The organism is Pseudomonas sp. LBUM1670 (assembly GCF_059695695.1).
The window spans coordinates 2,361,186-2,387,859 of sequence record NZ_CP166783.1 but is presented as its reverse complement, the minus strand read 5'-3'; the positions used below and the strand labels follow the sequence as shown (position 1 = coordinate 2,387,859).

Annotated in this window: 30 protein-coding genes; 19 read left to right on the top strand and 11 right to left on the bottom strand. The window is 60.8% G+C overall.

The window, feature by feature from the left end; all coding sequences use genetic code 11:
- Window positions 1-1,017: 1,017 nt before the first annotated feature.
- From pcsA to ACA073_RS10885, 3 genes are all read left to right on the top strand, one after another.
- Window positions 1,018-1,740, top strand: coding sequence for a phosphatidylcholine synthase (gene pcsA / locus ACA073_RS10895; protein ID WP_461950863.1), 723 nt, complete (start codon window positions 1,018-1,020; stop codon window positions 1,738-1,740).
- A gap of 6 nt (window positions 1,741-1,746) precedes the next feature.
- Window positions 1,747-2,133 (top strand): DUF488 domain-containing protein, encoded by a 387-nt coding sequence (locus ACA073_RS10890; RefSeq protein ID WP_497403335.1) that lies wholly within the window; start codon window positions 1,747-1,749, stop codon window positions 2,131-2,133.
- A 268-nt stretch (window positions 2,134-2,401) separates the two neighbouring features.
- Complete coding sequence (locus ACA073_RS10885) at window positions 2,402-3,328, top strand: universal stress protein (RefSeq protein WP_497403333.1); 927 nt, start codon at window positions 2,402-2,404, stop codon at window positions 3,326-3,328.
- Between the two features lie 138 nt (window positions 3,329-3,466).
- On the opposite strand, the gene ACA073_RS10880 is transcribed toward ACA073_RS10885, so the two are convergent.
- Together ACA073_RS10880 and ACA073_RS10875 are read right to left on the bottom strand one after the other, a co-directional pair.
- Window positions 3,467-4,279 carry a class I SAM-dependent methyltransferase gene (locus ACA073_RS10880; RefSeq protein WP_497403331.1) on the bottom strand — a complete coding sequence of 271 codons (813 nt, stop codon included), beginning with the start codon at window positions 4,277-4,279 and terminating at the stop codon, window positions 3,467-3,469.
- A 33-nt stretch (window positions 4,280-4,312) separates the two neighbouring features.
- A complete protein-coding gene (locus ACA073_RS10875; RefSeq protein ID WP_497403330.1) occupies window positions 4,313-4,582 on the bottom strand; it encodes a DUF4242 domain-containing protein in 270 nt (89 codons plus the stop codon).
- Between the two features lie 182 nt (window positions 4,583-4,764).
- Between ACA073_RS10875 and ACA073_RS10870 the strand changes: the two genes are divergently transcribed.
- Window positions 4,765-5,757: an AraC family transcriptional regulator gene (locus ACA073_RS10870; protein WP_497403329.1), complete on the top strand. Its 993-nt coding sequence runs from the start codon at window positions 4,765-4,767 to the stop codon at window positions 5,755-5,757.
- A gap of 9 nt (window positions 5,758-5,766) precedes the next feature.
- On the opposite strand, the gene ACA073_RS10865 is transcribed toward ACA073_RS10870, so the two are convergent.
- The 3 genes from ACA073_RS10865 to ACA073_RS10855 all read right to left on the bottom strand — a co-directional run bounded on the left by ACA073_RS10865 (window position 5,767) and on the right by ACA073_RS10855 (window position 7,688).
- Window positions 5,767-6,996 carry a cytochrome c biogenesis protein DipZ gene (locus tag ACA073_RS10865; RefSeq protein ID WP_497403327.1) on the bottom strand — a complete coding sequence of 410 codons (1,230 nt, stop codon included), beginning with the start codon at window positions 6,994-6,996 and terminating at the stop codon, window positions 5,767-5,769.
- Between the two features lie 170 nt (window positions 6,997-7,166).
- Window positions 7,167-7,379, bottom strand: coding sequence for a hypothetical protein (locus ACA073_RS10860; protein WP_497403326.1), 213 nt, complete (start codon window positions 7,377-7,379; stop codon window positions 7,167-7,169).
- Window positions 7,380-7,427: 48 nt separating this feature from the next.
- Complete coding sequence (locus ACA073_RS10855) at window positions 7,428-7,688, bottom strand: DUF2790 domain-containing protein (RefSeq protein ID WP_497403325.1); 261 nt, start codon at window positions 7,686-7,688, stop codon at window positions 7,428-7,430.
- Between the two features lie 306 nt (window positions 7,689-7,994).
- Between ACA073_RS10855 and ACA073_RS10850 the strand changes: the two genes are divergently transcribed.
- The 5 genes from ACA073_RS10850 to ACA073_RS10830 all read left to right on the top strand — a co-directional run bounded on the left by ACA073_RS10850 (window position 7,995) and on the right by ACA073_RS10830 (window position 12,333).
- Window positions 7,995-8,735 (top strand): response regulator, encoded by a 741-nt coding sequence (locus ACA073_RS10850; protein WP_497403323.1) that lies wholly within the window; start codon window positions 7,995-7,997, stop codon window positions 8,733-8,735.
- The gene (locus ACA073_RS10845; RefSeq protein WP_497403321.1) at window positions 8,732-10,039 is read left to right on the top strand and encodes an ATP-binding protein; all 1,308 of its coding nucleotides are present in this window, start codon (window positions 8,732-8,734) and stop codon (window positions 10,037-10,039) included. Before ACA073_RS10850 ends, ACA073_RS10845 begins: the two co-directional genes overlap by 4 nt.
- 131 nt (window positions 10,040-10,170) lie before the next feature.
- Window positions 10,171-10,803 (top strand): CDP-alcohol phosphatidyltransferase family protein, encoded by a 633-nt coding sequence (locus tag ACA073_RS10840; RefSeq protein WP_497403320.1) that lies wholly within the window; start codon window positions 10,171-10,173, stop codon window positions 10,801-10,803.
- Window positions 10,790-11,389 (top strand): lysophospholipid acyltransferase family protein, encoded by a 600-nt coding sequence (locus ACA073_RS10835; protein ID WP_497403319.1) that lies wholly within the window; start codon window positions 10,790-10,792, stop codon window positions 11,387-11,389. The genes ACA073_RS10840 and ACA073_RS10835 overlap by 14 nt, the downstream gene beginning before the upstream one ends.
- Window positions 11,386-12,333, top strand: a complete 948-nt coding sequence (locus ACA073_RS10830) for a phosphatidate cytidylyltransferase (RefSeq protein WP_497403317.1) — start codon at window positions 11,386-11,388, stop codon at window positions 12,331-12,333. The genes ACA073_RS10835 and ACA073_RS10830 overlap by 4 nt, the downstream gene beginning before the upstream one ends.
- A 143-nt stretch (window positions 12,334-12,476) precedes the next feature.
- Here ACA073_RS10830 and ACA073_RS10825 read toward each other — a convergent pair whose 3' ends face one another.
- Both ACA073_RS10825 and ACA073_RS10820 read right to left on the bottom strand, forming a co-directional pair.
- Window positions 12,477-13,235: an HvfC family RiPP maturation protein gene (locus tag ACA073_RS10825; RefSeq protein ID WP_497403316.1), complete on the bottom strand. Its 759-nt coding sequence runs from the start codon at window positions 13,233-13,235 to the stop codon at window positions 12,477-12,479.
- On the bottom strand, window positions 13,228-14,067 hold the full coding sequence (locus ACA073_RS10820; protein ID WP_497403315.1) for an HvfB family MNIO-type RiPP peptide maturase: 840 nt from the start codon (window positions 14,065-14,067) through the stop codon (window positions 13,228-13,230). The genes ACA073_RS10825 and ACA073_RS10820 overlap by 8 nt, the downstream gene beginning before the upstream one ends.
- A gap of 525 nt (window positions 14,068-14,592) precedes the next feature.
- On the opposite strand from ACA073_RS10820, the gene ACA073_RS10815 reads away from it, so the two are divergent.
- Both ACA073_RS10815 and ACA073_RS10810 read left to right on the top strand, forming a co-directional pair.
- Window positions 14,593-15,639, top strand: coding sequence for a class I SAM-dependent methyltransferase (locus ACA073_RS10815; RefSeq protein ID WP_497403313.1), 1,047 nt, complete (start codon window positions 14,593-14,595; stop codon window positions 15,637-15,639).
- 136 nt (window positions 15,640-15,775) lie between these two features.
- Window positions 15,776-16,618, top strand: a complete 843-nt coding sequence (locus ACA073_RS10810) for an NAD-dependent protein deacetylase (RefSeq protein ID WP_497403312.1) — start codon at window positions 15,776-15,778, stop codon at window positions 16,616-16,618.
- 117 nt (window positions 16,619-16,735) lie between these two features.
- On the opposite strand, the gene ACA073_RS10805 is transcribed toward ACA073_RS10810, so the two are convergent.
- Window positions 16,736-17,638 (bottom strand): LysR family transcriptional regulator, encoded by a 903-nt coding sequence (locus ACA073_RS10805; protein WP_497403311.1) that lies wholly within the window; start codon window positions 17,636-17,638, stop codon window positions 16,736-16,738.
- 324 nt (window positions 17,639-17,962) lie between these two features.
- On the opposite strand from ACA073_RS10805, the gene ACA073_RS10800 reads away from it, so the two are divergent.
- The 3 genes from ACA073_RS10800 to ACA073_RS10790 are packed head-to-tail and all read left to right on the top strand — an operon-like array spanning window position 17,963 to window position 20,556.
- Complete coding sequence (locus ACA073_RS10800; RefSeq protein WP_415769732.1) at window positions 17,963-18,661, top strand: CoA transferase subunit A; 699 nt, start codon at window positions 17,963-17,965, stop codon at window positions 18,659-18,661.
- 36 nt (window positions 18,662-18,697) lie between these two features.
- The gene (locus ACA073_RS10795; protein ID WP_497403309.1) at window positions 18,698-19,363 is read left to right on the top strand and encodes a CoA transferase subunit B; all 666 of its coding nucleotides are present in this window, start codon (window positions 18,698-18,700) and stop codon (window positions 19,361-19,363) included.
- Window positions 19,364-19,374: 11 nt separating this feature from the next.
- Complete coding sequence (locus tag ACA073_RS10790; RefSeq protein ID WP_497403307.1) at window positions 19,375-20,556, top strand: acetyl-CoA C-acetyltransferase; 1,182 nt, start codon at window positions 19,375-19,377, stop codon at window positions 20,554-20,556.
- 207 nt (window positions 20,557-20,763) lie between these two features.
- Here ACA073_RS10790 and ACA073_RS10785 read toward each other — a convergent pair whose 3' ends face one another.
- Together ACA073_RS10785 and ACA073_RS10780 are read right to left on the bottom strand one after the other, a co-directional pair.
- Entirely contained in the window at window positions 20,764-21,366 is a 603-nt protein-coding gene (locus ACA073_RS10785) for an NADPH-dependent F420 reductase (RefSeq protein WP_497403306.1), read from the bottom strand.
- A 22-nt stretch (window positions 21,367-21,388) separates the two neighbouring features.
- Window positions 21,389-22,141 (bottom strand): 3-oxoacyl-ACP reductase family protein, encoded by a 753-nt coding sequence (locus ACA073_RS10780; RefSeq protein ID WP_497403305.1) that lies wholly within the window; start codon window positions 22,139-22,141, stop codon window positions 21,389-21,391.
- 112 nt (window positions 22,142-22,253) lie between these two features.
- On the opposite strand from ACA073_RS10780, the gene ACA073_RS10775 reads away from it, so the two are divergent.
- Window positions 22,254-23,156 carry a LysR family transcriptional regulator gene (locus ACA073_RS10775; RefSeq protein WP_497403303.1) on the top strand — a complete coding sequence of 301 codons (903 nt, stop codon included), beginning with the start codon at window positions 22,254-22,256 and terminating at the stop codon, window positions 23,154-23,156.
- A gap of 184 nt (window positions 23,157-23,340) precedes the next feature.
- Here ACA073_RS10775 and ACA073_RS10770 read toward each other — a convergent pair whose 3' ends face one another.
- The gene (locus tag ACA073_RS10770; protein WP_497403301.1) at window positions 23,341-23,874 is read right to left on the bottom strand and encodes a chalcone isomerase family protein; all 534 of its coding nucleotides are present in this window, start codon (window positions 23,872-23,874) and stop codon (window positions 23,341-23,343) included.
- A 157-nt stretch (window positions 23,875-24,031) separates the two neighbouring features.
- Between ACA073_RS10770 and ACA073_RS10765 the strand changes: the two genes are divergently transcribed.
- From ACA073_RS10765 to ACA073_RS10750, 4 genes are all read left to right on the top strand, one after another.
- Entirely contained in the window at window positions 24,032-24,823 is a 792-nt protein-coding gene (locus ACA073_RS10765) for a hypothetical protein (protein ID WP_497403299.1), read from the top strand.
- 85 nt (window positions 24,824-24,908) lie between these two features.
- Window positions 24,909-25,583 (top strand): glutathione S-transferase family protein, encoded by a 675-nt coding sequence (locus ACA073_RS10760; protein WP_497403297.1) that lies wholly within the window; start codon window positions 24,909-24,911, stop codon window positions 25,581-25,583.
- Window positions 25,584-25,611: 28 nt separating this feature from the next.
- On the top strand, window positions 25,612-25,959 hold the full coding sequence (locus tag ACA073_RS10755) for a putative quinol monooxygenase (protein WP_497403295.1): 348 nt from the start codon (window positions 25,612-25,614) through the stop codon (window positions 25,957-25,959).
- Window positions 25,960-26,104: 145 nt separating this feature from the next.
- Window positions 26,105-26,674 (top strand): DcrB/PsbP domain-containing protein, encoded by a 570-nt coding sequence (locus ACA073_RS10750; protein WP_497403293.1) that lies wholly within the window; start codon window positions 26,105-26,107, stop codon window positions 26,672-26,674.

The following is a 26,674-nucleotide window of genomic DNA, read 5'->3' as shown; positions in this document are numbered from 1 at the left end:
AAAGCGCTTCTGCCCCTTTCGTTCGGTGCCTCGCTGTGGCTCGGCATGCCCTCGCTCCGGTCCTGCTCCGTGGGCCCGCCGCCATCGGCCATCCATGGCCGGGGGCGGCTAACCCGGCATCCATGCCGGGTTGCCCACTGCGCAGAACCTCCACTCGGCCTCTCGAGGGGGCGAGTACCGCAACAGCAAAAGCGAGGCGGCCTGCCAGCCGACCTGATTTCAGGTGTACGCGTTCCCCTGTGGGAGCTGGCTTGCCTGCGATGGGCGTGAACGATAACGCGTGCTGTCTGAATGAACGTGTTGTCTGAACGTTTTTCGCGAGCAAGCTCGCTCCTACAGTTTCCAGGGGCTCTGGCCGGTTGATCCTGCTTTTGCTTTGCTTTGCTTTGCTTTGCTTTGCTTTGGCTTTTGATTTTGATCTGCCCCGTCGGAAGGCCGAGTACAGGTTCTGCGCAGTGGGCAACCCGGCATGGATGCCGGGTTAGCCGCGCACGGCCATGGATGGCCGATCGCGGCGGGCCCACGGAGCAGGACCGGAGCGAGGGCATGCCGAGCCTTAGCGAGGCACCGTACGTCAGGGGCGCGGGCGCTTGGTTACTTGGCGCTCTTCCAAGTGACCCGCTGTAAAAGCGGAACCATAAGTGGCCGTTACCGCAGCAACGGATATGTACCCCATCAAAAAACCCGTCGCCTGACGCACAGCCTTCGCGAGCAGGCTCGCTCCCACAGGGTTCCGGGTACATCCGCAAGACCAGGTCAACCATCCCCGAAATGCCCGGCAGCGCAGTCCGCCAGGGACATTCCCCTTCGTCCAGGATGTCAGCCCCACTCAAGAATCCTCCAAGTAAACAGCATCAGGATTAATCCGGAGTATTTTTTGGCGGCCCAGCTAAGATTTACAGACGGTGAACCTTATTCCCGGATTTCCGGTCGATACCTGCAACCCGACCCGGTTTGCCGCCGCCCTCGATCAACGAGGGTGATGACTGGCTTGCTTCACTTTTTGGAGAACGCCCCGTGATTTCGACTCTACACATCGCCAGGCTCAAAGCATGGGGCGCCCATGGTTTTACCGCCACGGGCGTGGTCACTGCCTTCCTCGCGACCCTTGCCCTGCTGGAAAACCAGCCCACCAATTGCCTGCTGTGGCTGGGCGTCGCCCTGATCGTCGACGGGCTGGACGGTGCGTTGGCGCGCAAGGTCAATGTCCAGTCGGTGCTGCCGAGTTTCGACGGTTCGATCCTCGATCTGGTGATCGATTACCTGACGTATGTGTTCATCCCGGCGCTGTTCATCTATCGCTACATCCCGTTGCCGGACTACACGCTGCTGCTGACCGTGTCGCTGATTCTGGTCTCGTCGCTGTTTTGCTTCTGCAACGTCAACATGAAAAGCAAAGACAACTACTTCCAGGGCTTCCCCGCCGCGTGGAACGTGGTTGCGCTGTGCCTGTACATCATCGCCCCGTCGCCGTGGATCACCCTGCTCACCGTCATTGGCCTGGCACTGTTGACCGTGACCCGGATGAAGTTCCTGCACCCGTTCCGCGTGCGCAGGTTCATGCCGATCAACATTGCCGTGACCGCCATCTGGTTGCTGTGCAGCTTGTCGCTGGTGATCAACCACCCGGTGATCAACCCGATGGTCATGGGGCTTTGGCTGCTGATGTCGGCTTACTTCCTGGGGATTTGCATCTGGCGTACGGCGCTGGAGTGGTTTGACGGGTCGCGACACCGGTAAGTCGCCATGCCCATTCATATCGTACGACTCGGTTCACCCCGACTGCCCGATGAAGGCCTGCGGTTAGGCACGGTGCGCCGCCCGCCTCGCGGCGTGCCGAAGGCCGACTTCGCCAGCCGCGATTTTTATGATGTGTGGCAACCGCTGCTGTCGCCCAGCGCGGAACTGGTTGCGGAGGCAAAAGCCGCGGAGGATGTGAAAGCCTGGGAGGCCTTTCGGCGCAAGTTCAAGGCTGAGATGAATCACCCTGCCGCCAGCCAACTGCTGGATTTGTTGGCGGCGCTCTCCCATCAAACCTCGATGGCCGTCGGGTGTTATTGCGAAGATGAAGTGCACTGCCATCGCTCCGTATTGCGCGAGCTGCTGGCGGCACGCGGCGCCAAAGTCGTTTAAATCAGTCAAACACCACACATCCCCTGTAGGAGCTGGCAAAGCCTGCGATCTTTTGATCCCGGCGGCGGTGGGGTCTACAAGGATCAAAAGATCGCAGGCTTCGCCAGCTCCTACCTGGACCGCGTCAACCTGTTGCGCCTGCGCCTGCGTTGATCATGGTCAATACTTGAAGGACTGAATGCCTGCCGAATGACCGCACATCGGGCGGCAATGTCCAGGCTGTTGCAAAGGGACCGTCACCTGCTCGTTAACCCACGGGAGGTTTGTCATGTCTGAGCAATCACGTTTCATGCTGGTCGCCTCGCCCCTGATGGAACACAGCCCCGCCTTCGACCGGGCTGCGGCGCTGGCCAAGGCCGAAGATGCGGCGCTGCACATTGTGGCGTTCGATTACCTGGAAGGCCTGGCGACCGCCAGCCTGGTCAACGAAAAAGCGATGGAGCAAATGCGCCTGGGCTACGTCGATCGGCACCGGCAATGGCTTGAGGAACAAGCCCGGCCCTTGCGCAAGATCGGGGTGCAGGTCACCACAGAGGTGACGTGGGTCGAACGTCCGCTGGAAGAAATCCTGATTCACCTCAAAGAACAGCCGATGGACGTGCTAATCAAGGCGCTGGAGCCGCATTCGATGCTCTCACGGCTGATGTTCACCCCGCTCGACGTGCATCTGTTGCGTGAATGCCCGGTGCCCCTGCATTTCGTCAGCCATGCCGTGCATGCCCTGCCCCGCAGGATTGTCGCGGCGGTCGACCCGTTTCATCGGGATGATCAGTACAAAAGCTTCAACGACCGGATCCTTCACGAAGCGTCGAAACTGGCGAGCGCCTGCAATGCCGAGCTGGACATGGTCTACGCCTACGACCTCTCATCCATCAGCGCCGACGAATTCGGCTTCGACAATGGTTCTGCGTTTTTCTCTTCGGCCAAGGCCAGAACCCTGTTCGACTATCAGGAAGACGCCTTCCACGAGTTGGCCGAACGCAACGGCATCGCGCCGGAGCAGCGGCACATGATCATGGGCAACCCGGCCAAGGTCCTGACCCGTTACGCCGATGCCTTTGACGTCGACGTGCTCGTCATGGGCCGGATCGGCCATCGCGGAGTGGGGCGGCTGATCGGCAGCACGGTGGAGCACTTGTTGTACAAAATGCCGTGCAGCGTCTGGGTGGTGTACACCGAGCGGCTGGATGAGTAACTAATCGAGCACACACCGTATATCCCCCTGTGGGAGCGGGCTTGCTCGCGAAGGCGGAGTGTCAGGCGACATCCATATCGACTGAACAGACGCCTTCGCGAGCAAGCCCGCTCCCACAGGGGGTTTTGTGTGGGCCGTTCAACGCCTTGTAATCACCACTTCAAGGTATTCACTCGGCACCACCACCGACTTTTCTCCCGCCCGGTTCAAGCGGTTTATCAGCTCGGTCAGATCATCCTCCAGCCCCTTGGCACCTTCCGGGGGCAGCGCCGCGAACGCCTTGTGGACCGGGCCGTACCAGGTGCGGAACGTGTCAATGAAGTGCGCCGCCGAGCGATACCGGAAGTTGAAGAACCGCCGGGTCACCTGGATCAGAAAATCCCGTTCATCGAAGTGCGAATGCAACCAGGCCTCGGTGCCCCAGTTCGATGGCGGTTGCGCCCCCGGCGGTGGCGGCAGGTGACGGCCCAGGGTTTTGAACATCTGGCCGACAAAACCTTCGGGCGTCCAGTTGGCCAGGCCGATCCGGCCACCGGGGCGACAGACCCGTGCCAGCTCTGTAGCCGCTTTAGCCTGGTCCGGTGTAAACATCACACCGAAGGTTGAAAGTACGGCGTCGAAACTGGAGTCCTCGAAAGGAAGCGCCTCGGCGTCGGCTACTTGAAAAGTGACCTCCAGGCGTTCCGCCCGGGTCCGGTCTTCGCCACGCTCAAGCAGTGCAGCCACATAGTCCGTTGAGGTGACACGAGTGCCGCGGCGTGCGGCCGCCAGCGTCGCATTGCCGTTGCCGGCGGCGACGTCCAGCACGCGCTCATCGCAAAGCAGGTCGCAGGCTTCGGCGAGCTGCTCGCCGACAATCTGCAAGGTGGTGCCGATCACGGCATAGTCGCCACTGGCCCAAGAGGCCATCTGACGGTTTTTCAAGGCAGTAAGATCAATGGGTGTACTCATTAAATCCGCTCCGTTACGGGCTACATCCCCGGCTTATTCTGCCGTGGTGGGATCGATGATGGTCGTGACCCGGGAAATGCTGTTGGCCGGGAAACCGCTCAGCCTGGCGTGTTCCCTGATCAACTCTTCGCTGGGCGAGATGTACACGCAGTAGAGCTTGTCGCCGGTGACATAGCTCTGCTGCCACTGCACCTCCGGCAAGTCGCGCAACGCCCTGCAGGACTTTTGCGAAGCCGCTTTCAAATCCCTTTCTGACAGTGTTCCAGCACCCGGAATCTCGCGTTCAATGACGAACTTCGGCATGGCAACCTCTCATTCTTGTTATTGATGACAGGGTCGGCAGACCCTGTGCGTCCACTATCGCGCTGCTGGCCGGGGGCGTCCTGCCCGATCGTCGGCCAACCTTGTCCGATCGTCCGGAGGTTTCGCGTTGCGCCACGACAGGCTCACAATCAAAAGCTGCCCGCCCATAGGGGAAAACCATCATGGACGCCCTGTCCCAGACCCTGCGCGTCGTCCGCCTGGTCGGCGCGATTTTCATCAACGCCAGGTTCACCGCGCCCTGGTGCTACCAGTCACCGAGCGCCGACACGGCAGCACCGTTTCTGGAGCCTGGCGCCGAACGCGTGGTGATCTTTCACTTGATCACCGAAGGCGAGTGTTATGTCGAACTCGGTGATGATCCGCCGCTTCTTCTAACGGCCGGCGATGTCGTGGTGTTCCCTCAGGGAGACGCGCACCGCATGGGCTCGGCACCCGGCCTCAAACCGGCCACAGGTGCGCGGCTGGACGTGGTGCTGTCACGGCGTCCGCGGCAGTTGAGCTACGGCGGTGGCGGCGCGGTCACGCGGCTGGTGTGCGGCTATCTGGCGTGCGACACACGGTTGGCCGGCATGTTGCTGACCGGGTTGCCGGCCGTTGTGCGGGTCAATGTGCGCGGCTCGAATGCCGGCATCTGGCTGGAATCGTCGGTTCGTTATGCGCTGGCCGAAGCCCGATCGCCAAGGCCCGGTGGCGAAGGCGTTCTGGCCAAACTGGCCGAGGTGCTGTTCATCGAGGTGCTGCGCCTGTACATGCACGAACAGGGCGAAGGGCGGACCGGTTGGCTGGCGGGTGTGGGCGACCGGATTGTTGGCGCCGCCCTCAACGCGCTGCACAAAACACCTTGTCACACCTGGACACTGGATGAACTGGCGCGCACCGCCGGCACTTCAAGATCGGTGTTGGCGGAGCGCTTTCAACAACTGGTGGGGATTTCGCCGATGCAGTACCTGACGCAATGGCGGATGCTGCTGGCGGCCAATCTGTTACGCAGCAGCAACAGCTCATTGCTGCGCATCGCCGAAGAGGTGGGTTATCAAACCGACACGGCATTCAGCCGGGCGTTTCGTCGTGAGTTTGGCGCACCGCCGGCGGCGTGGCGGCGAGGCCAGGAGAAAAAGACAATGGCCCACGGCGCGGAGCCTGTGAGCCATTGATATGCAAGTTTACGCCGCTGGCGCGGGGGCTTTGGCGTCTGCCTTGGCCTCTTCCAGCAACTGCTGGATCATCTTCTCCTGCGTCTCGTAGCGACCTTCACCAAAGTGGGTGAAACGCACCTGACCCTTGGCGTCGATCAGGTAGTGAGCGGGCCAATACTGGTTTTCAAAGTTGCGCCAGATCGCGTAGTTGTTGTCGATGGCCACCGGGTAGGTGATGCCGAGCTTCTTCACCTGGTCCTTGACGTTGCCAATGATGCGTTCGAAGCCATATTCCGGGGTGTGGACGCCGATCACCACCAGGCCATCCTTCTCGTATTTCTGCGCCCAGTCCTTCACGTAAGGCAGGGTGTGCTGGCAGTTGATGCAGTCATAGGTCCAGAAGTCCACCAGCACCACTTTGCCTTTGAGCGAGTCATTGGTCAGTGCCGGCGAGTTGAGCCATTCGACGGCGCCGGACAGCGACGGCATGGCGCCTTGGGCATTGTCGAGGGTTGTGTCGGCCTTGACCTTGCTGACCAGGTAATCAACCACTTTCGGTACGCTTTCCAACACGCCTTTCTCGAGGGTGCTGACGCCTTCGGACGAGGTGCCGGCCAGCAGTGTCTTGTCGGCGCCGGTGGAAATCACCACCGCAGCGCCCAGCACCGCAAACCCGGCACCCCGACGCAACCAACCGGTGACCGGAATCGACGCTTTCAAGCGATTGACCAGGCCGCGGCCGGCGAAGATCAAGGTGCCCAGCGACAACGCGCTGCCCAGGCCGTACGCCACCAGCAACAGACTGGTTTGCGCATTGGCGCCTTGCAGCATGGCACCGGTGAGGATCACGCCGAGGATCGGCCCGGCGCACGGAGCCCAGAGCAGACCGGTCGCGACGCCGATCATGACCGAACCCAACGGGCCGGACATTTTCCGGGTGTCCGGGTCGAGGCGGTTGCCCAGCAGTACGAACGGGCGTGCCAGCCAGTCACCGACCCGCGCGGAAATCAGCGACAGGGCGAACAGTCCCATCACGATCAGGGAGACGTGACGACCGGTGTTGTTGGCTTGAACCACCCATTCGCTGCTGACCACGGTCAGGCTGGAGATCAGGGCAAAGGTCAGGACCATGCCGCCGAGGGTGAGCAGGATCGACGAACGGGTGCGGTCAACGCCGGCGAACAGAAACGGCACGACCGGAAGGATGCAGGGGCTGAGGACGGTCAATATGCCGCCCAGGAACGCGATGAGAAACATGAGAATCACCTAATGCAAATGAGGATATTGATTCACACAGATCCAATGTGGGAGCGGGCTTGCTCGCGAAGGGGCCAGTACATTCAACATTGATGGCGACTGACACTCCGCCTTCGCGAGCAAGCCCGCTCCCACACTGGATCGGGTGAATACAGAAACAGTGTCTGGCTTCAGGCCGTCTGCTCATCCAGCAACTGGCCTTGCGGCGTACGGCTGGAACCATCCTGTACCAGCAAGTCATTGACGCCCTGCTCGTTCACCGGCGTCAGCTGGAAGCAGGTACTGCTGCCGCAGGTGCTTTGTTCAACGGCGGCGTTGGCGTGGGCGGCGGCGCCGGCAAGGGCGAAGACAGCGGCGGTCAGGTAGCGGGTGACGTTGTTCATGGTGTTCTTCCTGTTTCAAAGGGGATTGGCAATCGGTCAGCGAAGGACTCAGTTGTCTGAGTTGCAGTCAGCCAATTTGCGGTAGTCCAGAACCTGGGTTTTGCCCTGGGAGTCCAGGTAGGTCATCTGGGCATCCACAATCCCGCAGGAAGTCGTGGCGTCCTGTGTCATCGACAGCACTTTCTTGATGTCCAGGTGCGTGCCATAGGTGTAGGTTTTCGGGGTGACGTCTGCCTCGGCGCGGGCCGACAAGGTGCAGATATTCAGGGCGGCAAACAGGCAAGCGGCGTAGACGGCTTTAGTGTTCATGGCGGTTTCCTCAAGGCTTCAATGGTCAGGTCGTTCAATTGAGCCGAGGCGGTTGGGTTTGCCTCGATGGAACCTATTAGAAGCCTGCGAGGTATCTCGTCTGTGTCGAAAACAGGCATGTGTAAATCGGTATGTATCAAAGCCGCCTGCGGATACACAGCGATACAAAACCCCTGAAATCTGGCGTTTTTGCGTCCACGTGTATCCGCCGATACACCAGATACACTGCAATACAAAGGGTGGCGGGCGAGCGGGCAAAGGCTCGATAGACTGTGCGTCATCTCCTATCTTCAGAGGCTTGGCCCCATGGAACACGTCGATCACATTCTCATCGTGGACGATGACCGCGAAATTCGAGAGCTGGTAGGCAACTACCTGAAGAAGAATGGCCTGCGCACCACCGTCGTCGCTGACGGCCGGCAGATGCGCGCGTTCCTGGAGTCCACGCCGGTGGACATGATCGTGCTCGACATCATGATGCCGGGCGACGATGGCCTGATGCTGTGCCGCGAGATCCGCGCCGGCAAACACAAGGCCACGCCGGTCTTGATGCTCACCGCCCGCAACGATGAAACCGACCGCATCATCGGCCTGGAAATGGGCGCCGACGATTACCTGGTCAAGCCGTTCGCCGCCCGTGAACTGCTGGCGCGGATCAACGCGGTGTTGCGTCGCACGCGGATGCTGCCACCGAACCTGGTGGTCACCGAAAGCGGACGCTTGCTGGCCTTCGGTCGCTGGCGCCTCGACACCTCGGCCCGCCACTTGCTCGATGACGACGGCACCATGGTTGCGCTCAGCGGCGCGGAGTATCGGTTGCTGCGGGTGTTCCTCGATCATCCTCAGCGCGTGCTCAATCGCGACCAGTTGCTGAACCTGACCCAGGGCCGCGACGCCGATCTGTTCGACCGCTCCATCGACTTGCTGGTCAGCCGCTTGCGCCAGCGCTTGCTGGACGATGCGCGGGAACCAGCCTACATCAAGACCGTCCGCAGTGAGGGCTATGTGTTTTCCCTGCCGGTGGAAGTCCTCGGTGCGCCCTCATGAAACGCTCGTTGCGCTGGCCTCGCACCCTCGCCTCGCGGCTGTCGCTGATCTTCCTGATCGGCTTGATTCTGGCGCAGGCGCTGTCTTTCGGCGCGCAGTATTACGAGCGTTACGAAAGCGCGAAAAACACCATGCTAGGCAATCTGGAGACCGACGTCTCGACCTCCATCGCCATCCTCGACCGCTTGCCGGCCGCAGAACGCATGAGTTGGTTACAACAACTGGAACGGCGCAATTACCGCTACTTGCTGGATGAAGGCTCGCCGGGTACGGCCATGAGCGACACGCCGATTGCGGTAACCTCGATCAAGGATGCGATCGGCAAGGATTACCCGATGACCGTGACCGATATTCCCGGTCCGATAAAACACTTCCAGGTCCACCTGAAACTGGCCGATGGCAGCCCGGTGACCATCGATGTGCGCCCGTCGATGGTGCCGCTGTCGCCATGGTTGCCCGTCGTTTTACTGGGCCAACTGCTGCTGATGATTCTCTGCACCTGGCTGGCCGTGAGAATCGCCATCCGCCCCCTCACCCGCCTCGCGCAGGCAGTGGAAACCCTGGACCCCAACACCCATGCCGTGCACCTGGACGAAAAAGGCCCGACCGAAGTCGCCCATGCCGCCAAGGCCTTCAACGCCATGCAGGCGCGCATCGCGGCCTATCTGAAAGAACGCATGCAGTTGCTGGCGGCGATTTCCCACGACCTGCAGACGCCGATCACGCGCATGAAACTGCGCGCTGAATTCATGGACGACTCCAGCGAAAAAGACAAACTCTGGAACGACCTCGGCGAGATGGAGCACCTGGTGCGTGAAGGCGTGGCCTATGCCCGCAGCGTCCATGGCGCCACCGAAGAGAGCCGCCGCACCAATCTGGATTCGTTCCTCGACAGCCTGGTGTTCGACTATCAGGACATGGGCAAGGACGTACAGCTCAGTGGAAAAAGTGAAGCCGTCATCGACACCCGGCCGCACGCATTGCGACGCGTGCTGGTGAACCTGACGGACAACGCGCTCAAATTCGCCGGCGCAGCGGAGTTGCAGGTGGAATCGAAGCCTGGCGGCAGTTTGTCGGTGAAAGTGATGGACCGCGGCCCCGGGATTGCCGAAGAAGAACTGCCCCACGTGATGGAGCCGTTCTACCGCGTGGAGAATTCGCGCAACCGCAGCACCGGCGGAACCGGCCTGGGCCTGGCGATTGCCCAGCAACTGGCGCTGGCCCTTGGCGGCTCGTTGACGTTGAGCAACCGTGAGGGCGGCGGATTGTGCGCGGAGTTGAGGTTACCGGCAAAACCCCTGTAGGAGCGAGCCTGCTCGCGATGGAGGATAACGATAACGCGTGCTGTCTGGATGAACGCGTTATCGTTATCCTCCATCGCGAGCAAGCTCGCTCCTACAGAAGTACACCTCATCATTTATATGGATATTGGCTAATGGATGAAAACAGAAGACCCATCAAGACGCGTTCTGCGGGGTGGGCCAAACGCATCACTGACATTCTGGTGAAAAAGGACATTTCCCCCAATCAGATCTCCGTCGCCAGCATCGCTTTCGCGCTGTTCGGCATCGTGGCGCTCAATATCGATATCGGCATTACCGGATCAATCCTCTGCGCGATCGGCATTCAATTGCGCCTGCTGTGCAACCTCTTCGACGGGATGGTGGCGATTGAGGGTGGCAAGAAATCCGACATCGGCAGCCTCTACAACGAATTCCCCGACCGGATTGCCGACAGCCTGCTGATTGTCGGGCTGGGGTATGCCATCGGCTATTCGGACCTTGGCTGGTTTGCGGCGCTGGCCGCGGCACTGACGGCATATGTCAGGGTGTTTGGCGGTTCGATCGGTCTCAAGCAGAGCTACATCGGCCCGATGGCCAAGCAGCACCGGATGGCGGTGATGACCGCAGGCCTTCTGCTGAACGCTGTCGAAGCGAGCGTTTATGGCAGCCACTACGTGCTGCTGATCGCGCTGGCCAGCATCGCCATTGGCTCCGTCGCCACCTGCGTCACGCGAACGCTGGCCATTTCCAAGCAACTGAAAGGTGCCGCCCATGTGGATCAGTAATGCGTTGATTTCGGTTCTTCGCTTCCTCATAGGTGTCACTGCGAGGTGGGAAAGCCCGCCGGATCTTTCGCGTCAGCGCATCTATTTCGCCAATCACACCAGCCATATGGACACCCTGGCGATCATCGCCGCCCTGCCCCCCGAGGCCCGGTTGAATGTAAAACCGGTGGCTGCTGCCGATTACTGGGGAAAGAACCGGTTTCTGTCGTACATCTCCCAGAAAGGGTTGAACGCGGTGCTGATCGAACGTAACCCGGCGCCCGGCGTGAACGTGCTGGAGCCCATTTTTGATGTGGTACGCGCCGGCCATTCGATCATCATCTTTCCGGAAGGCACGCGGTCCAGCCAGGCACTGCCCGGTGAGTTCAAATCGGGGCTTTACCGGTTGAGCGAGACCTTCCCCGATGTCGACCTGGTGCCCATCTACCTGGAAAACCTGCATCGCTCCATGCCCAAAGGCAAGCACGTGCCGCTGCCGATTATCTGTACGATCCGGATCGGCAACCCGCTAGAGCGGATGGCTGGCGAGGAAAAACAGGTGTTCCTGGAGCGGGCGCGTGACGCCATTGTGAGGCTGTCGAAATGAGTCTTGAAGCAAAGTTCTTATGGTTCTTTTTTGCAATCGCCTGCCTGCTGGCGGTGGCTTCGCTCACCGGTCGACTGCTGGCCCGGCGAGCCAAAACGGAAAGTTCGATCTCGACCATCGAGAACCTCAACCAGCGCGTGAATGCCTGGTGGGGGATGGTGATCATCTTCTTCGTGTCCTATCAGTTGGGTGGCAACGCTACCGTTGTGCTGTTTGGCTTCATTTCACTGTTTGCGCTCCGGGAATTCATCACCCTGACACCGACCACCCGGGGCGACCATAACGCACTGTTTTCGGCATTTTTCATCCTGATTCTGCTGCAATATGTGCTGATCGGAACCCACTGGTATTCGATGTTCACGCTGCTGATTCCGGTGTATGCCTTCCTGCTGCTGCCGGCGATTGCGGTGCTGAGTCAGGACACCGAAGGCTTTCTGGAACGGACCGCGAAGATCCAGTGGGGCGTGATGATTTGCATCTATTGCATCAGCCACGCGCCTGCGTTGTTGCTCCTGGATCTGCAAGGCTTCCAGGGCCAGAACGCGCTGCTGCTGTTCTACCTGGTGTTCGTCGTTCAGCTGAGCGATGTGTTGCAGTACGTGTTCGGAAAGCTCTTCGGCAAGCACAAGGTTGCGCCGCTGGTGAGTCCGTCGAAAACCGTTGAAGGCCTGGTGGGTGGCGGTTTGTCTGCCACGCTGATTGGCGGCTGCATGTTCTGGATGACACCGTTCAGTTTCTGGCAGTCGCTGATGATGTCGTTTGTTATCGTGGTGATGGGCTTCCTGGGCGGGCTGGTGATGTCGGCGATCAAGCGCAGCCTCAGCGCCAAGGACTGGGGCACCATGATCAAGGGCCACGGCGGCATGCTCGACCGGATGGACTCGATCTGTTTTGCGGCGCCGATCTTCTTTCACCTGACGCGGTATTTCTTCTCCGCCCAGTAAAGAACGAACACCACAATCCTAATGTGGGAGCGGGCTTGCTCGCGAAAGCGGAGTGTCAGTCAACATCAATGCTGACTGACACTCCGCTTTCGCGAGCAAGCCCGCTCCCACAGGTGATTAGTGGTGTGCTGGAGATCGCGCTCTTAAGCGGCGATGCCGACCACCCCTTCCCCATGCATCTGCCGCAACAACGCCGCCCCGCTGTCCATGAAATCCTGCGATCCGGCCGCTCCTGCCTCGATGGCCAATCCGTCCAGTTGCTCGCGCCCGTTCAGCTGGGGAAACTCTCCAATCCGCTGCAACAACCGCCACGCCAACGGGCTCAATTCGGAAAACTTCACACTCCAGTCTTCAACCCGTCGCACCAGCAGCAACGTCGGCTGGGCCGGTACAGCGTCCGATCGATAATCCGGTCCGACCAAATGCACCGGCCACGCATACGCCAACGCCCAGGCCAGCGGCGAAACCTGCAACGGTCGATCCAGCAGCGCCCCGGCATCGCTCGCCGGCAACGGCTCGGCCTCGGACTGCTGCAACGCCATCTCGACCCACTCGTAATGCGCCAGTTCGACCATGAAGGGCGGCCACGGTCCGTCGTTCAACGCCGGCGGCTGAGTGGCGAGAAACTCGACAAACTCCTGGGCGATCTCACCGAATTTCGGCGTGTGCGCGCGATAGTCCCGCAGGAAAATTCGCACCAGCGAACGCCAGTTCTCATCGCCAAGAATCTTGATCAGCACCGGAAAAGTGCCGCTGAGCAACATCGACAGGTTGTTGAAAATCAGGTCGCGGTAAACCTGTGCCCGCGCCACATCCATCCCGGCCGGCGGCGCGCAGTGATCGGGGTCGCGCAGGTAAAGACCCAGGGTGTTCTGCTGTTGAAACAGGGTTGATTTATCCACGGTTCACCCCTTCGGCCTGCAAGCGGCGGATGGTCTGCAATTCGGCGACCAGTTCAGCGAACGCAGGGAAATTGAAATCCCGCTCCAGCAGCGTCGGTTGCGCGCCGAATCGAGCGTAAGCCTCGGCCAGCAACGACCAGACAACAGGTTTCACCGAGGCGCCGTGGGTGTCGATTTTCAAGGTATCGGACTCATCGAAATGCCCGGCCACGTGCATCGCCACCACCCGCCCCGAATCGATGCCCGCCAGAAAAGCCTGCGGATCGAACCCGTGGTTGATCGAGTTGACGTACACATTGTTGACGTCCAGCAACAGGTCGCAATCGGCCTCCCGCAGCACGGCGTTGGTGAATGTCAGCTCGTCCATGTCTTGCTGTGGCGCGGCGTAGTAAGAGACGTTTTCCACCGCCAGACGCCGACCAAGGATGTCCTGGGACTGACGAATGCGTGCGGCGACGTGGTGCACCGCTTCTTCGGTAAAGGGCAGCGGCAACAGGTCGTAAAGGTGACCGTCATCGCTGCAGTAGCTCAGGTGCTCGCTGTACAGCGGCACGTTGTATTGATCGAGAAAAACCCGGACTTCCTGCAGAAACCCGACGTCCAGCGGTGCTGGCCCGCCCAGTGACAGCGACAGACCGTGGCAGGACAGCGGATATCGTTCGGCCAGGGCGCGCAACGCTGCGCCATGGGCACCGCCGATGCCGATCCAGTTCTCCGGCGCGACTTCCAGGAAATCGAAATCGCCCACCGGGGCAGCCTGGAGGTTCTTCATTAAACCGCGACGCAGGCCAAGTCCGACGGTCGCTTTCGCTGTGGTGATGGGGGTCTGCATGATGTCGATCTCAAGGGTTGTCAGCACGGAGTCACAGTTAACCGATGCGGTGTATCGGGCCTGTGTTCCGTTCCGGCAGAAAATCGCAGCGGTTGTATCGTCGGCGGGTCTGTACACACTTAGGTACAGACCCGCCGGATGGCGTTACGCGAGGTCGTATTTCTCGCGCAGCGGTAAAAAGTCCGCGAGCTGGGCGAGCGCTCGGGTCAGTGCGATACACACGATTCTTGCAGCCACTGCGCAACCTTGTGGGAGCGGGCTTGCTCGCGAAGGCTGCCGGTCCGTCGACAATTATGCTGCCTGACACGCCGCCTTCGCGAGCAAGCCCGCTCCCACAGGGTTTGGTGTCAATCAGTGGGAGTGTGGGCTTTCGTCGCTAAAGGCTGCGGGACACAGCCCCCGAACTAAACTTAATGCAGCCAGGACGCGGTCATTGTCCTGTTCATTCCCACGACCACCGCCCAGAGCTGAATGCCTCGACCCACAATTCCCCTGAGCCGCGGTCCTGTTGAAGGAGCACACCTGATGGACGAAGCCAGACTCAACGATTTCATGGGCAAACTGGTGAACGACATGGGCGGCGCGGCGATGCTCGCCAACGTCATCCTCGGCGAAGAGCTTGGGCTGTACCGAGCCATGGCTGACAGTCAGCCAATCACCCCTGAAGCACTCGCAGACAAGACCGGCTGCAACCCCCGCCTGCTGCGCGAATGGCTTAGCGCCCACGCCGCTTCCGGCTATATGGAACACACCGACGGCCAGTTCCGCCTGCCCGAAGAACAAGCCCTGGCCCTGGCCATCGAAGACTCACCGGTCTACATCGCCGGCGGTGTCGGGGTGGTCGCGTCGTTTTTCCATGACAAGGATAAACTGGTCAACGCCATGCGCGGCAATGGCGCCCTGGCCTGGGGCGATCACCATCCGTGCATGTTCAGCGGCACGGAGCGATTTTTCCGCCCCGGCTACAAAGCGCACCTGATCGCCGAGTGGCTACCGGCCCTCGACGGCGTCGTCGCCAAACTGGAAGCAGGCGCCAAAGTCGCCGACATCGGCTGCGGCCATGGCGCCTCCACGGTCATCATGGCCCAGGCGTTTCCGGATTCGCGGTTCGTCGGCTTCGACTACCACGCCCCATCCGTCACCGTCGCCACCCAGCGCGCTGAAGAAGGCGGCGTGTCCGGCCGGGCGCGGTTCTTCCAGGGCACGGCAAAAAGCTATCCCGGCGACGACTACGATCTGGTCTGCTATTTCGACTGCCTGCACGACATGGGCGATCCGGTGGGTGCGGCCAAGCACGCTTATGATTCGCTGAAACCGGACGGCACGGTGCTGCTGGTGGAACCGTTCGCCAATGACAAGCTCGACGACAACGTCACCCCGGTTGGCCGGTTGTTCTACGCCGCCTCGACCTTTATCTGTACGCCGAACTCCCTGTCCCAGGAAGTCGGTCTCGGGCTCGGCGCCCAGGCGGGTGAGGCGCGGTTGCGCAAGGTGTTTACCGAGGCTGGTTTCAAGACGTTCCGACGGGCCACGGAAACGCCGTTCAACCTGATTCTTGAAGCACGTAAATAATCACCGGTAACCGCTGACTGCGAACCGCTTACTGTAGGAGCTGCCGAAGGCTGCGATCGTTTGATTTTGTTTTTTAAATCAAAATCAAAAGATCGCAGCCTTCGGCAGCTCCTACAGGTTTACCGGAGTGTTGAACATGCCCGACAGCCGCACCCGCGAACAACTCGACCGGCTCCAGCAGTTCATGGCCGACCAACCGTTTGTGGTCCTGACCGGTGCCGGCATCAGCACCCCGTCGGGCATTCCGGATTACCGCGACAACCAAGGTGTACGGCGTGGCCGGCAGCCGATGATGTACCAGGAATTTCTATCTGCCCCGGAATCCCGGCGCCGCTATTGGGCGCGGGCGATGCTCGGCTGGCCGCGTGTGCGCCTGGCCCAACCGAATGTGGCGCACGAGGCGCTGGCCAGTCTGCAAAGCACCCGGCGGATCGGGGGATTGATTACACAGAACGTCGATACATTGCATGATCAAGCGGGAAGCCATGAGGTGATCGAACTGCATGGCAGCCTGCACCGGGTGCTGTGCCTGGACTGCGGACAACGCAGCGAGCGCGATTCGATCCAGCAGTTGATGGAAGCGCAGAACCCTTACCTGGCCGGTGTCGACGCGGTACAGGCACCCGATGGCGATACCTTGCTCGATCCGGCGTTCGAGGCGCGGTTTCAAGTGCCGCAATGCCCGCATTGCGCGGGTGAACGAATGAAACCGGATGTGGTGTTTTTTGGCGAGAACGTGGCGCAGGTGACAGCGGCCAAGGCGATGGCAGCGGTCGAAAAAGCCACGGGATTGCTGGTGGTCGGGTCTTCGTTGATGGCGTATTCGGCGTTTCGGTTGTGTCGGGCGGTGGCGGATCAGGGGAAACCGTTGATCGCGATCAATCTGGGGAAGACGCGGGCGGATGACCTCCTGGATTTGAAAATAGAAGCGTCGTGCGAACAGCTTTTGCCCTTGTTGGCTCAACGCCTTTCCTCCTGATCGACCTAAGACCCTGTGGGAGCGGGCTTGCTCGCGAAGGGGCCAGCACATTCAACATTGATGTTGTCTGACGCACCGCCTTCGCGAGCAAGCCCGCTCCCACATTGGACCTGTATTTCAGTGCGCAGATAGGCGCTCGTCCAGGTTTTCCTCCTTCAGAATATCGAACAACGCCTGCGCCGCCGCCGACAGCTCAACCCCAGGTTTGGTCAGGACTCCAATCGCCCGTTCCACTACCGGGTCCCGCAAGGTAATACACCGCGCCCCCAACTCGCGCATCTGCCCGGCGCACAACGCTGGCACCGCACTCACCCCCAATCCGCTGGCCACCATCCTTCCGACCGTCGCCAACTGATGGCTTTCAAATTCCACCGGCAACTTCATCCCCCGCGCCTGCAGATGCTCTTCCAGCATCACCCGCACCGTCGACGGTCGTTGCAAGGTAATGAACGGCTCCTCAAGCAAGGTCTGCCAATCGATGTCAGCCCGTTCCGCAAACGGAGAATCCTGCGGCACGACGGCCACAAACCGGTCCATATACAACGGTGTGAATTGCAACGACGAACTCTGCGTCGGCTCAAACGCCACCCCCAGTTCGACCTGCCGATCACGCACCATTTCCAGCACCTGTTCGTTGATCACGTCATTCACCGTGACGTTGACTTTCGGATAGCGCGCACGAAAGGTTTTCAGGATCGGCGGCAGCAGGTTGCCGGCAAACGACGGCATCGCCGCCAGCGTCACCCGCCCGCGTTGCAGGGTAAAACGCTGGCGCAGTTCATCTTCGGCGTTGTCCCAGTCCGCGATCAGTCGGCGGGCCAACGGCACCAGCGCCTCACCTTCAGCGGTCAGCGCCACATTGCGCGTGTTGCGCGTAAACAGCCGCCCACCCAGCCCCTCCTCCAGCGCCTTGATGGTCAGGCTCAGCGCCGATTGCGACAGGTGCAACCGCTCGCACGCCACGGCAAAGCTCAAGCTCTGGGCTACCGCCAGAAAGGCGCGGATCTGCTTGACTGTCATGTTCGAATGGCTCCAGTAATAGGCGCAGGTGCTTTCTGTAGGAGCATGGCTTGCCAGTCAGTTAAGCACTCTTGTAGGAGCGAGCTTGCTCGCGATGGACGCCAACGATAACGCGTATTCTCTGGATACACGCGTCGTCCTGAAGTTCATCGCGAGCAAGCTCGCTCCTACATGGCATTAGGGCAAGCCTTGCTCCTACAGGATTTATTGGTGAGTTTTATCTATCAATCAACCTTAAAAATCAACTTAACAAATAAATACGCCGGCGAGACACTTCATCCCATACGGCTAGCCAGCCGCTCACAAAGAATAAAAGAGGTGCATATGGCAGGTTTCGACAAGCGCGTGAGTTCCTACGAGGAAGCTCTGGCAGGTCTTGAAGACGGCATGACCGTGATCGCCGGCGGCTTCGGCCTCTGCGGCATCCCGGAAAACCTGATCGCCGAGATCAAGCGCAAAGGCACCCGTGACCTCACCGTAGTGTCCAACAACTGCGGCGTCGACGGTTTCGGCCTGGGCGTGCTGCTGGTAGACCGGCAGATCAGCAAAGTAGTGGCCTCCTACGTTGGCGAGAACAAACTGTTCGAAGACCAACTGCTGAAAGGCGAAATCGAAGTCGTCCTGACCCCTCAAGGCACCCTCGCCGAAAAAATGCGCGCGGGCGGCGCCGGCATCCCGGCGTTCTTCACTGCCACCGGCGTGGGCACCCCGGTCGCCGACGGCAAGGAAGTGCGCGAATTCCACGGTCGCAAGTACCTGATGGAAGAGTCCATCACCGGTGACTTCGCCATCGTCAAAGGCTGGAAAGCCGACCATTTCGGCAACGTCATCTATCGCCACACCGCCCAGAACTTCAACCCGCTGGCCGCCACCGCCGGTAAGATCACCGTGGTCGAAGTCGAAGAAATCGTCGAACCCGGCGAGCTGGACCCGGCGCAGATCCACACCCCTGGCATCTACGTCGACCGGGTCATTTGCGGCACGTTCGAGAAGCGCATCGAACAGCGCACCGTGCGTAAGTGATCCCCTGCCCCCGGACCGAATGAAGGAATAACAACAATGGCACTTTCCCGCGAACAAATGGCTCAACGCGTCGCCCGCGAAATGCAGGACGGCTTCTACGTGAACCTGGGCATCGGCATTCCGACCCTCGTCGCCAACTACATTCCTGAAGGCATGGAAGTCATGCTGCAGTCGGAAAACGGCCTGCTCGGCATGGGTCCTTTTCCTACTGAAGAAACCATCGATGCCGACATGATCAACGCCGGCAAACAAACCGTGACCGCGCGTATCGGCGCTTCGATCTTTTCCTCGGCCGAGTCCTTCGCGATGATTCGCGGTGGTCACGTCGACCTGACCGTGCTGGGCGCCTTTGAAGTCGACGTGCAAGGCAACATCGCCTCGTGGATGATCCCCGGCAAACTGGTCAAGGGCATGGGCGGCGCTATGGACCTGGTGGCCGGCGCGGATAACATCATCGTCATCATGACCCACGCGTCGAAGGACGGTGAGTCCAAGCTCTTGTCCCAATGCAGCCTGCCGCTCACCGGCGCCGGTTGCATCAAGCGCGTACTGACAGACCTCGCCTACCTGGAAATCCAGGACGGCGCGTTCATTCTCAAAGAACGTGCACCGGGCGTCAGCGTCGAGGAGATCGTCGCCAAGACTGCCGGTAAACTGATCGTGCCTGATCACGTTCCGGAAATGCAGTTCGCTGCCCAGTGAGGAATCATTCCATGCAAGAAGTCGTCATTGTCGCCGCCACCCGTACCGCCATCGGCAGTTTCCAGGGCTCGCTGGCCAATGTGTCCGCCGTTGACCTGGGTGCCGCGGTGATCCGTCAGTTGCTGGCGCAAACCGGTCTGGACCCTGCTGAAGTCGATGAAGTCATCATGGGCCAGGTGTTGACCGCCGGCGCCGGGCAAAACCCTGCGCGCCAGGCTTCGATCAAGGCCGGTCTGCCGTTCGCTGTACCCGCCATGACCCTCAACAAGGTGTGCGGTTCGGGCCTGAAAGCGCTGCACTTGGGCGCCCAGGCGATTCGCTGCGGCGACGCCGAGGTGATCATTGCCGGCGGCCAGGAAAACATGAGCCTGTCCAATTACGTCATGCCCGGTGCCCGTACCGGTCTGCGCATGGGTAACGCGCAAATCGTCGACACCATGATCAGCGACGGCCTGTGGGATGCGTTCAACGACTACCACATGGGCATCACCGCCGAAAACCTGGCTGACAAGTACAACCTGACCCGCGAGCAACAGGACGCTTTCGCTGCGGCCTCGCAGCAGAAAGCCACGGCCGCCATCGAAGCCGGGCGTTTTGCCGATGAGATCACGCCGATCCTGATTCCGCAGCGCAAGGGCGATCCGCTGTCCTTCGCCACCGACGAACAACCACGCGCCGGCACCACCGCCGAATCCCTGGGCAAACTGAAAGCCGCCTTCAAGAAGGACGGTTCGGTGACCGCCGGTAACGCGTCGTCCCTGAATGACGGCGCCGCCGCCGTGATCCTGATGAGCGCGGAAAAAGCCAAGGCCCTGGGTTTGCCGGTGCTGGCGAAAATCGCCGCCTATGCCAACGCGGGCGTTGACCCGGCGATCATGGGCATCGGTCCGGTATCGGCCACTCGCCGTTGCCTGGACAAGGCCGGCTGGTCCATCGACCAACTGGACCTGATCGAAGCCAACGAAGCCTTCGCCGCGCAATCCCTGGCGGTGGCCAAGGACCTGGAATGGGACTTGAACAAGGTCAACGTCAACGGCGGCGCCATTGCGTTGGGCCACCCGATCGGTGCCTCGGGTTGCCGGGTGCTGGTGACCTTGCTGCACGAAATGATCAAGCGTGACGCCAAGAAAGGCCTCGCCACCCTGTGCATCGGTGGCGGTCAGGGCGTGGCACTGGCGATCGAACGGGCATAAAGCGTTCAACAGACGGCGCGGGGACCCACGAAGATCCGCCGCCGCCTGGCAACACCCCCGGTGTGACCCACGTCGCACCGGGCTCCGGCGAAACCCTGTAGGAGCGAGCTTGCTCGCGAAAAACGTCAGGGCAACGCGTTCATTCAGACGGCACGCGTTATCGTTGAAGTCCATCGCGAGCAAGCTCGCTCCTACAGGAACCGTGTTTCAACCGAATTTAACCAGGTTCAGAGCCGGTAGCGGACCACCCGGAAACTGCACCAGCCGCGCACCGATACTCAGCTCCCCAAGGTCGACCCCGAAAAAGCCCAATCGCTCGATCAGTGACGCCACCTGAGCTTTCGCCTCCGCCTCATCGCCCGACAGAAACAACACCCGTCGCCCACCCTCCGCTTCCGGATCGCTCTCCAGCAAGCGCGCCGCCAAGTGATTGAACGCCTTCACCACCCGCGCCCCCGGCACCCATTCGGCAAACACTTCGCTGGACGTGCGACCCTGCAAATCCACTGCCTTGAACGACGGCGCCTCGATCGAGTTGTTGGCGTCGATCACGATCCGCCCGCCAAAGTCGGGCAAACCGGCCAATGCCGTCGGCAACTTAGACCAGTTGACCGCGACCAGAACGATCGGCTGGGCCGCCGCTTCTTCACGGGTTCCGGCACGCGCCGTCGGGCCGAGTTCTGCCACCAGCGAGGCCAGCGTTTCTGGTCCACGGCTGTTGGCGATGACCACTTCAATGCCTTGGCGCGACAGTGCTCGGGCAAACGCTGCGCCGATGGCGCCGGCGCCGATGATTCCAATAGTGCTCATGATGTCTTCCTCAAAAAAGTGATCAGGCGGTGAAGCCGCCGTCAGCGACGATGTCGGCGGCGGTCACGAACGCCGCTTCCGGGCTGGCCAGGAACGCCACGACACTGGCGATCTCCTCGGGTTTGCCATACCGCCCGACAGCGATGCCAGGGCCGACGATTTCGCTCACCGGGCCGCCATCGGGGTTCATGTCGGTGTCGGTCGGGCCGGGGTGAACGGTGTTGACGGTGATGCCGAGCGGGCCGAGATCACGGGCCAGGCTGCGGTTGAAACCGGCGATGGCGCCTTTGGTCAAGGTGTAGAGCGAAGCGGTCGGGAACGCGGCGTAATGGGTCATCGACGAGCCGATGTGAATGATCCGGCCGCCCGCCTTCATGTGCCGCGCCGCTTCCTGAGTGGCGACGAAGACGCCAGTGACATTGACCGCGATCATCCGCTGGTAGTCGTCGAAGCTGATGTCCTGAATCGGTCCGCCGAGGGCGATGCCGGCGTTGTTCACCAGAATGTCGAGGCTGCCGAACGCTTCAATGGTGCGGGTGACCGCAGCGCGCACAGCCACTGGATCACCGGCGTCAGCGGCAATGGCCAAGGCGCGACCGCCCGCGGTTTCGATGGCTTGCACCACCTCGAACGCTTTGGCCGGGGATGCGCTGAACGTCAGCACGACGTTGGCGCCGTCGGCGGCCAGGCGCTTGGCAATCGCTGCGCCTATCGAGCGGGAGCCGCCAGTGACCAGAGCGGTTTGGCCTGTGAGAGGAAGGTGGGAAGTTGTCATTGATTACTCACTCCGTGGATGGGGATTGGAGTGAATACTGCGCTTGCCATTAGCGCCTGATTAGCGGGTAATGACTTGAATGATCTTCAAGCATTGATAGCAGGTGCCAGCCATGGAAACCCTCGCCAACCTCGAATCCTTCGTGCGCAGCGCTGAAACCGGGAGTTTCTCGGCGGCGGCACGCTTGCTCGCTTTGACGCCGGCGGCGGTCAGTCGCAACGTGGCGATGCTCGAACGCAATATCGGCGTGCGGCTGTTCCAGCGCTCGACCCGCAAGTTGTCCCTGACCGAGGCCGGTGAACGTTTTCTGGCCAGCATCGGCGGCAATCTGGAAGCGTTGCAGACGGCGATCAGCGCGGTGACCACCGACCGCGGTGAACCGGCAGGCGTGCTCAAGGTGAGCCTGGCGCCGACCTTCGGCATCGGTCATATCCTGCCGCTGCTGCCGGCGTTTCTGGCGCGCTACCCGTTGATTCGCCCGGAATGGCACTTCGAAAATCGTCCCGTCGACCTGATTGCCGAAGGCTTTGACGCGGCCATTGGTGGTGGATTCGAGCTCACGCCGGGGGTGGTGTCACGGACATTGGCGGCGGCGTATGTGGTGGCGGTGGCCTCCCCAGCCTATCTGGCGGGACGCCCACTGCCCGACAGCCCGGCGGACTTGCACCGCTTCAACGGCATCGTGATGCGCGGGGTACGCACCGGGCGGATTCGGCAGTGGGTCATGCAGGATGGGGCGGGTCATGAAGCGGCGGCCAGCCTGAACGACAACATCGTGCTCAATGACCCCGCCGCCATGCGCGAGGCGGCGATACTGGGTTTGGGGGTGACGTTGCTGGTGCTGCCGGATGTGGCGGCGAATATCCAGCGCGAGGAACTGGTGCGACTGCTGCCGGACTGGCACGCTGATGCGGGGCCGATTTCGCTGTATTACCCGAGCCGGACACTGATGCCGGCCAAGACCCGGGTGTTTATTGATTTTGTGGTTGAGGCATTTCAAAGGAAGACCGCGTAATCGCCCTTCGCGAGCAAGCCCGCTCCCACAGGGATTCGTGTTCACCGCAGTTCAACTGTGGGAGCAGGCTTGCTCGCGATGGACTCAAGAGCGCCGCGTTTAACCAGTAAACACGCGTTATCGTGAACGCCCATCGTCGGAACGCCGCCCGGAGCAAGCTCGCTCCTACAACAACCTGCGATCTTCAGGGTTCTACAATGCCCAGCAACTGCTGCCGCAACTCGGGATTGCTCGTGCGCGGGTCGAGCCAGATATCAAAAAACACCCGGACGAACACCGGGTCCTTCACCTCGTACTGCAACTGCTGGCCGACAAAAAAGCGTGCGCCCTGCCCCGGCAAGTAAACCCCGGTGAGCCGGGTCCCGGCCTGCACATCGACAAGCGCCTGCTGCATCTGCGCCTGCCATGCCGCGAGTTGTCCGGCACTGACCGACGCTCCCGACAAACGCTTGATTTCATCGACGCTGGCCTGGACCAGATCTTCCCGGGAAATCCTGCGCTGATAAATCAGCTCCAGGGCAAACGGCTGGTCGCTCGCGAACGGCTGCGCGGCGCTCCAGAGGCGGGCGTTGTAGACATCGAACCCGAACATCCGAAATTCGCCAGTGCCAATGATCCGGGCGCCGGGAAGTGCGTCCTGCCAATTGGCCAACGCTTGGCTGCCAAGTAATGCCAACAGCCACAGGCCATGACGCAAAGGTGATAGGTGACGGTTCATGATCGGTTCGATTCAGCGCGAATGGATGCTGATCCTTATACGCAAAATGTGTTGCGGTACAACCTTTCAACTTTGTATACAAAAATCAAAAATCCATGCAGCAATCCACCTGTGGCAATGCTAACGTTGCCGACTCACACTGGTCGGAGGTGCAGGCGTGCTGCTGCTCAAATTGCTGGTCATTCCCGGGTTTCTCTTGCTGATATCCCTGGCAGGCAAACGCTGGGGTCCGAGCGTCGCCGGGTGGCTGTCGGGGTTGCCGGTGGTGGTCGGGCCGATCCTGTTTTTCCTCGCCATCGAGCAAGGTGAGGTATTTGCCGCGCAATCGGCGACCGCCGCGTTATCCGCGATGTTTGCGATGATCGCCTTTTGCGTCACCTACGCCCAGGTCGCACAACGGGCAGGATGGCCATGGGCACTGACGGTTTCGTTGCTGGTCTGGGCGACGGCAGCCGTTGTGCTGTCGGTGATCCCGCCGTCTCTGGTGTTTTCCGTCATCGCCGCCGCGACTGCGCTGATGGCAGCACCGTATCTGTTCCCGGCCGTGCAGCCCATCGTTTCTGGCCCGGCACCGAAATCCGACAAACTGCTGCTGCGCATGGTCGCGGGCGCCCTGCTCACCCTCGCCGTGACCTTGCTGGCGAGCACCGTCGGCGAACGCTGGAGCGGCCTGCTCGCGGTGTTCCCGGTCTTGGGCAGCGTGATGGCGGTGTTCTCCCAGCAAACCCGCGGGCCGGCATTTACCGCGGCATTGTTGCGAGCCACTGCGACCGGCATGTATTCGTTTGCAGCGTTCTGCCTGGTACTGGCACTGACGTTACCCGTCATGGGTCTGAGCGGGTTCGGCGTTGGCGTCGCAGTGTCCGTAGCGATGCTCGGCGTCACCAAACGCCTGCTTGCCAAACCGGGGGTTAGCGCAGCAACACGTTCGACTATTCCGAACGAATAGAACAACAACCTCGTACGTCAATCGAACGGGTTTCGCCCACCATCAGCCTCAGTTACTCACCCCACCACTGACTGAGGCCTACACCATGAAGTTCTTTTTCCACCCTTCGCCAAACCCGATGAAAGTCGCCCTGCTGCTCGAAGAACTGCAAACGCCGTACGAATTGATCGGCGTCGACACCTTCAAGGGCGAGCAACACCAGCCAGCCTTTCTGGCGATCAACCCGAACGCCAAGGTGCCAGCCTTGGTCGATGGCGACGCCACCGTCTTCGACTCTCAGGCAATCCTGTTGCACCTGGCGCAAAAACATCAGCGCTTCCTGCCGGCCTCGGTCACCGGGCAAGCCGAACTGCTGTCGTGGCTGATGTTCATCGCCACGGGTTTGTCGCCGTTCTCCGGCCAGGCCGTGCACTTCCTGCACCACGCGCCGGAAAACCTGGCTTATGCGAAAAACCGCTACCACAAGGAAGTCGAACGCCATTACCGCGTGCTCGACCAGCGTCGGGCCGATCATCCCTATCTGGCGGGCGACACCTACAGCATCGCCGACATGGCGCTCTGGGGCTGGGCCAGTTACGCGCCGTACATTCTTGGCGAAAACGATTTGGCGGCGTACCCGAACGTCAAGCGCCTGTTCGACGAAATCAGCGCCCGCCCAGCCGCTCAGCGCGCTCAGGGTCTTAAAGAGAAACTGGAGCTGAAGGCCGAGTTCGACGAAGAAACCCGCCGCAATCTGTTTCCGCAGAACCAGGCGCAGTAATCCATTCCCAGCATGCGAAGGTGCTGAAATGAGTGATCAAGTCGCGCTTATCGTTTACCTGCCGGCCAAACCGGAACGTTTCGCCGAAACCAAAGAACGGCTGCTGGACGTGGTGCACCAGATGTCGGCCGAGCCGGACTTCGTCAACACTTGGGTCCATCAACTCCAGGACGATCCGAACACCCTGGTGCTCTACGAAACCTGGAATTGCAGCAAGGAAGACTTCATCACGCGTCACCTTAGCAAGTCGTATCGCCAGGATTATGAACAGCGCCTGCCGGAGCTGTTGGCCAGCGAACGCCGGATCGAGTTCCTGGATGTGATCAAGAGCTACCCGGTGCGCCGCGAGGTGTTACTGCGTCAAATCCCGTGGTGAGGGTTCGCCGCTCACCACGGGGACACTGGCTACGTTCAAAAGCGGTTTACTCACCGGAACCCGACCGTCCGTTAGCCCACGCTGGAATGCGTCACGACCTCCATGGGATGATCGCCCCCCACCGCGAGAACCCTGGAGATTTTGAATGTCACTGTTGAGTAAAAAAGCCGTTGTCCTGCTGCTAGCGGTTGCCAGCCTGGGGGCTTTTAACGCGCAGGCTGCCAAGGTCGTGGCCAAAGAGGCGGCGTCGACGCAGAAAGTCTCGATGTTGGGCAACAAGTTCACATTCACCCTGCCCAAGGGCTTCATCGCCAACGCTCTACCACCGAGCTCGACCGGCGCGAGTGGCACCATGTACACCAACGAAACCACGAAAACCGTGGTGATTGCCGCAGAAAACACCATTCCCGGCGGCGTCAACGCCAAGGACAACGACGGTGAGTTCCTCGACGCCACGGCGTCCGACTTCGCCACCGAGCAAGCCAAGGCGCTGCCGGATTTCACCAAGCTCAGTGAAAAAAGCATCACTCAGAAAGGCACCGGCCTGGGACTGCGACAGATCGACAGCATCGCCACCCAGGGCGGCGGCAAAACCCTCGACACCACGCTGATGGCCGCTTCGGGCACGCGCATGGCGCTGGTTCAGGTGATTTCCCGTCTCAGCGACAATGCAGGCCACGAAGCGTTGGTTAAACAGATCGTTTCCGGCAAGTAA

Excerpts from the sequence above, each read along its gene's own strand:
- ACA073_RS10790 (WP_497403307.1), top strand. The coding sequence starts at position 19,375 with ATGCAAGAAGTCGTCATTGTCGCCGCCACCCGTACCGCCATCGGCAGT.
- ACA073_RS10840 (WP_497403320.1), top strand. The coding sequence starts at position 10,171 with ATGGATGAAAACAGAAGACCCATCAAGACGCGTTCTGCGGGGTGGGCC.
- ACA073_RS10750 (WP_497403293.1), top strand. The coding sequence starts at position 26,105 with ATGTCACTGTTGAGTAAAAAAGCCGTTGTCCTGCTGCTAGCGGTTGCC.
- ACA073_RS10860 (WP_497403326.1), bottom strand. The coding sequence starts at position 7,379 with ATGAACAACGTCACCCGCTACCTGACCGCCGCTGTCTTCGCCCTTGCC.
- ACA073_RS10780 (WP_497403305.1), bottom strand. The coding sequence starts at position 22,141 with ATGACAACTTCCCACCTTCCTCTCACAGGCCAAACCGCTCTGGTCACT.
- ACA073_RS10850 (WP_497403323.1), top strand. The coding sequence starts at position 7,995 with ATGGAACACGTCGATCACATTCTCATCGTGGACGATGACCGCGAAATT.
- ACA073_RS10820 (WP_497403315.1), bottom strand. The coding sequence starts at position 14,067 with ATGCAGACCCCCATCACCACAGCGAAAGCGACCGTCGGACTTGGCCTG.
- ACA073_RS10870 (WP_497403329.1), top strand. The coding sequence starts at position 4,765 with ATGGACGCCCTGTCCCAGACCCTGCGCGTCGTCCGCCTGGTCGGCGCG.
- ACA073_RS10845 (WP_497403321.1), top strand. The coding sequence starts at position 8,732 with ATGAAACGCTCGTTGCGCTGGCCTCGCACCCTCGCCTCGCGGCTGTCG.
- ACA073_RS10885 (WP_497403333.1), top strand. The coding sequence starts at position 2,402 with ATGTCTGAGCAATCACGTTTCATGCTGGTCGCCTCGCCCCTGATGGAA.
- ACA073_RS10785 (WP_497403306.1), bottom strand. The coding sequence starts at position 21,366 with ATGAGCACTATTGGAATCATCGGCGCCGGCGCCATCGGCGCAGCGTTT.
- ACA073_RS10810 (WP_497403312.1), top strand. The coding sequence starts at position 15,776 with ATGCCCGACAGCCGCACCCGCGAACAACTCGACCGGCTCCAGCAGTTC.
- ACA073_RS10800 (WP_415769732.1), top strand. The coding sequence starts at position 17,963 with ATGGCAGGTTTCGACAAGCGCGTGAGTTCCTACGAGGAAGCTCTGGCA.
- ACA073_RS10770 (WP_497403301.1), bottom strand. The coding sequence starts at position 23,874 with ATGAACCGTCACCTATCACCTTTGCGTCATGGCCTGTGGCTGTTGGCA.
- ACA073_RS10815 (WP_497403313.1), top strand. The coding sequence starts at position 14,593 with ATGGACGAAGCCAGACTCAACGATTTCATGGGCAAACTGGTGAACGAC.
- ACA073_RS10775 (WP_497403303.1), top strand. The coding sequence starts at position 22,254 with ATGGAAACCCTCGCCAACCTCGAATCCTTCGTGCGCAGCGCTGAAACC.
- ACA073_RS10795 (WP_497403309.1), top strand. The coding sequence starts at position 18,698 with ATGGCACTTTCCCGCGAACAAATGGCTCAACGCGTCGCCCGCGAAATG.
- ACA073_RS10875 (WP_497403330.1), bottom strand. The coding sequence starts at position 4,582 with ATGCCGAAGTTCGTCATTGAACGCGAGATTCCGGGTGCTGGAACACTG.
- ACA073_RS10855 (WP_497403325.1), bottom strand. The coding sequence starts at position 7,688 with ATGAACACTAAAGCCGTCTACGCCGCTTGCCTGTTTGCCGCCCTGAAT.
- ACA073_RS10890 (WP_497403335.1), top strand. The coding sequence starts at position 1,747 with ATGCCCATTCATATCGTACGACTCGGTTCACCCCGACTGCCCGATGAA.
- ACA073_RS10830 (WP_497403317.1), top strand. The coding sequence starts at position 11,386 with ATGAGTCTTGAAGCAAAGTTCTTATGGTTCTTTTTTGCAATCGCCTGC.
- ACA073_RS10835 (WP_497403319.1), top strand. The coding sequence starts at position 10,790 with ATGTGGATCAGTAATGCGTTGATTTCGGTTCTTCGCTTCCTCATAGGT.
- ACA073_RS10865 (WP_497403327.1), bottom strand. The coding sequence starts at position 6,996 with ATGTTTCTCATCGCGTTCCTGGGCGGCATATTGACCGTCCTCAGCCCC.
- ACA073_RS10755 (WP_497403295.1), top strand. The coding sequence starts at position 25,612 with ATGAGTGATCAAGTCGCGCTTATCGTTTACCTGCCGGCCAAACCGGAA.
- ACA073_RS10880 (WP_497403331.1), bottom strand. The coding sequence starts at position 4,279 with ATGAGTACACCCATTGATCTTACTGCCTTGAAAAACCGTCAGATGGCC.
- ACA073_RS10805 (WP_497403311.1), bottom strand. The coding sequence starts at position 17,638 with ATGACAGTCAAGCAGATCCGCGCCTTTCTGGCGGTAGCCCAGAGCTTG.
- ACA073_RS10760 (WP_497403297.1), top strand. The coding sequence starts at position 24,909 with ATGAAGTTCTTTTTCCACCCTTCGCCAAACCCGATGAAAGTCGCCCTG.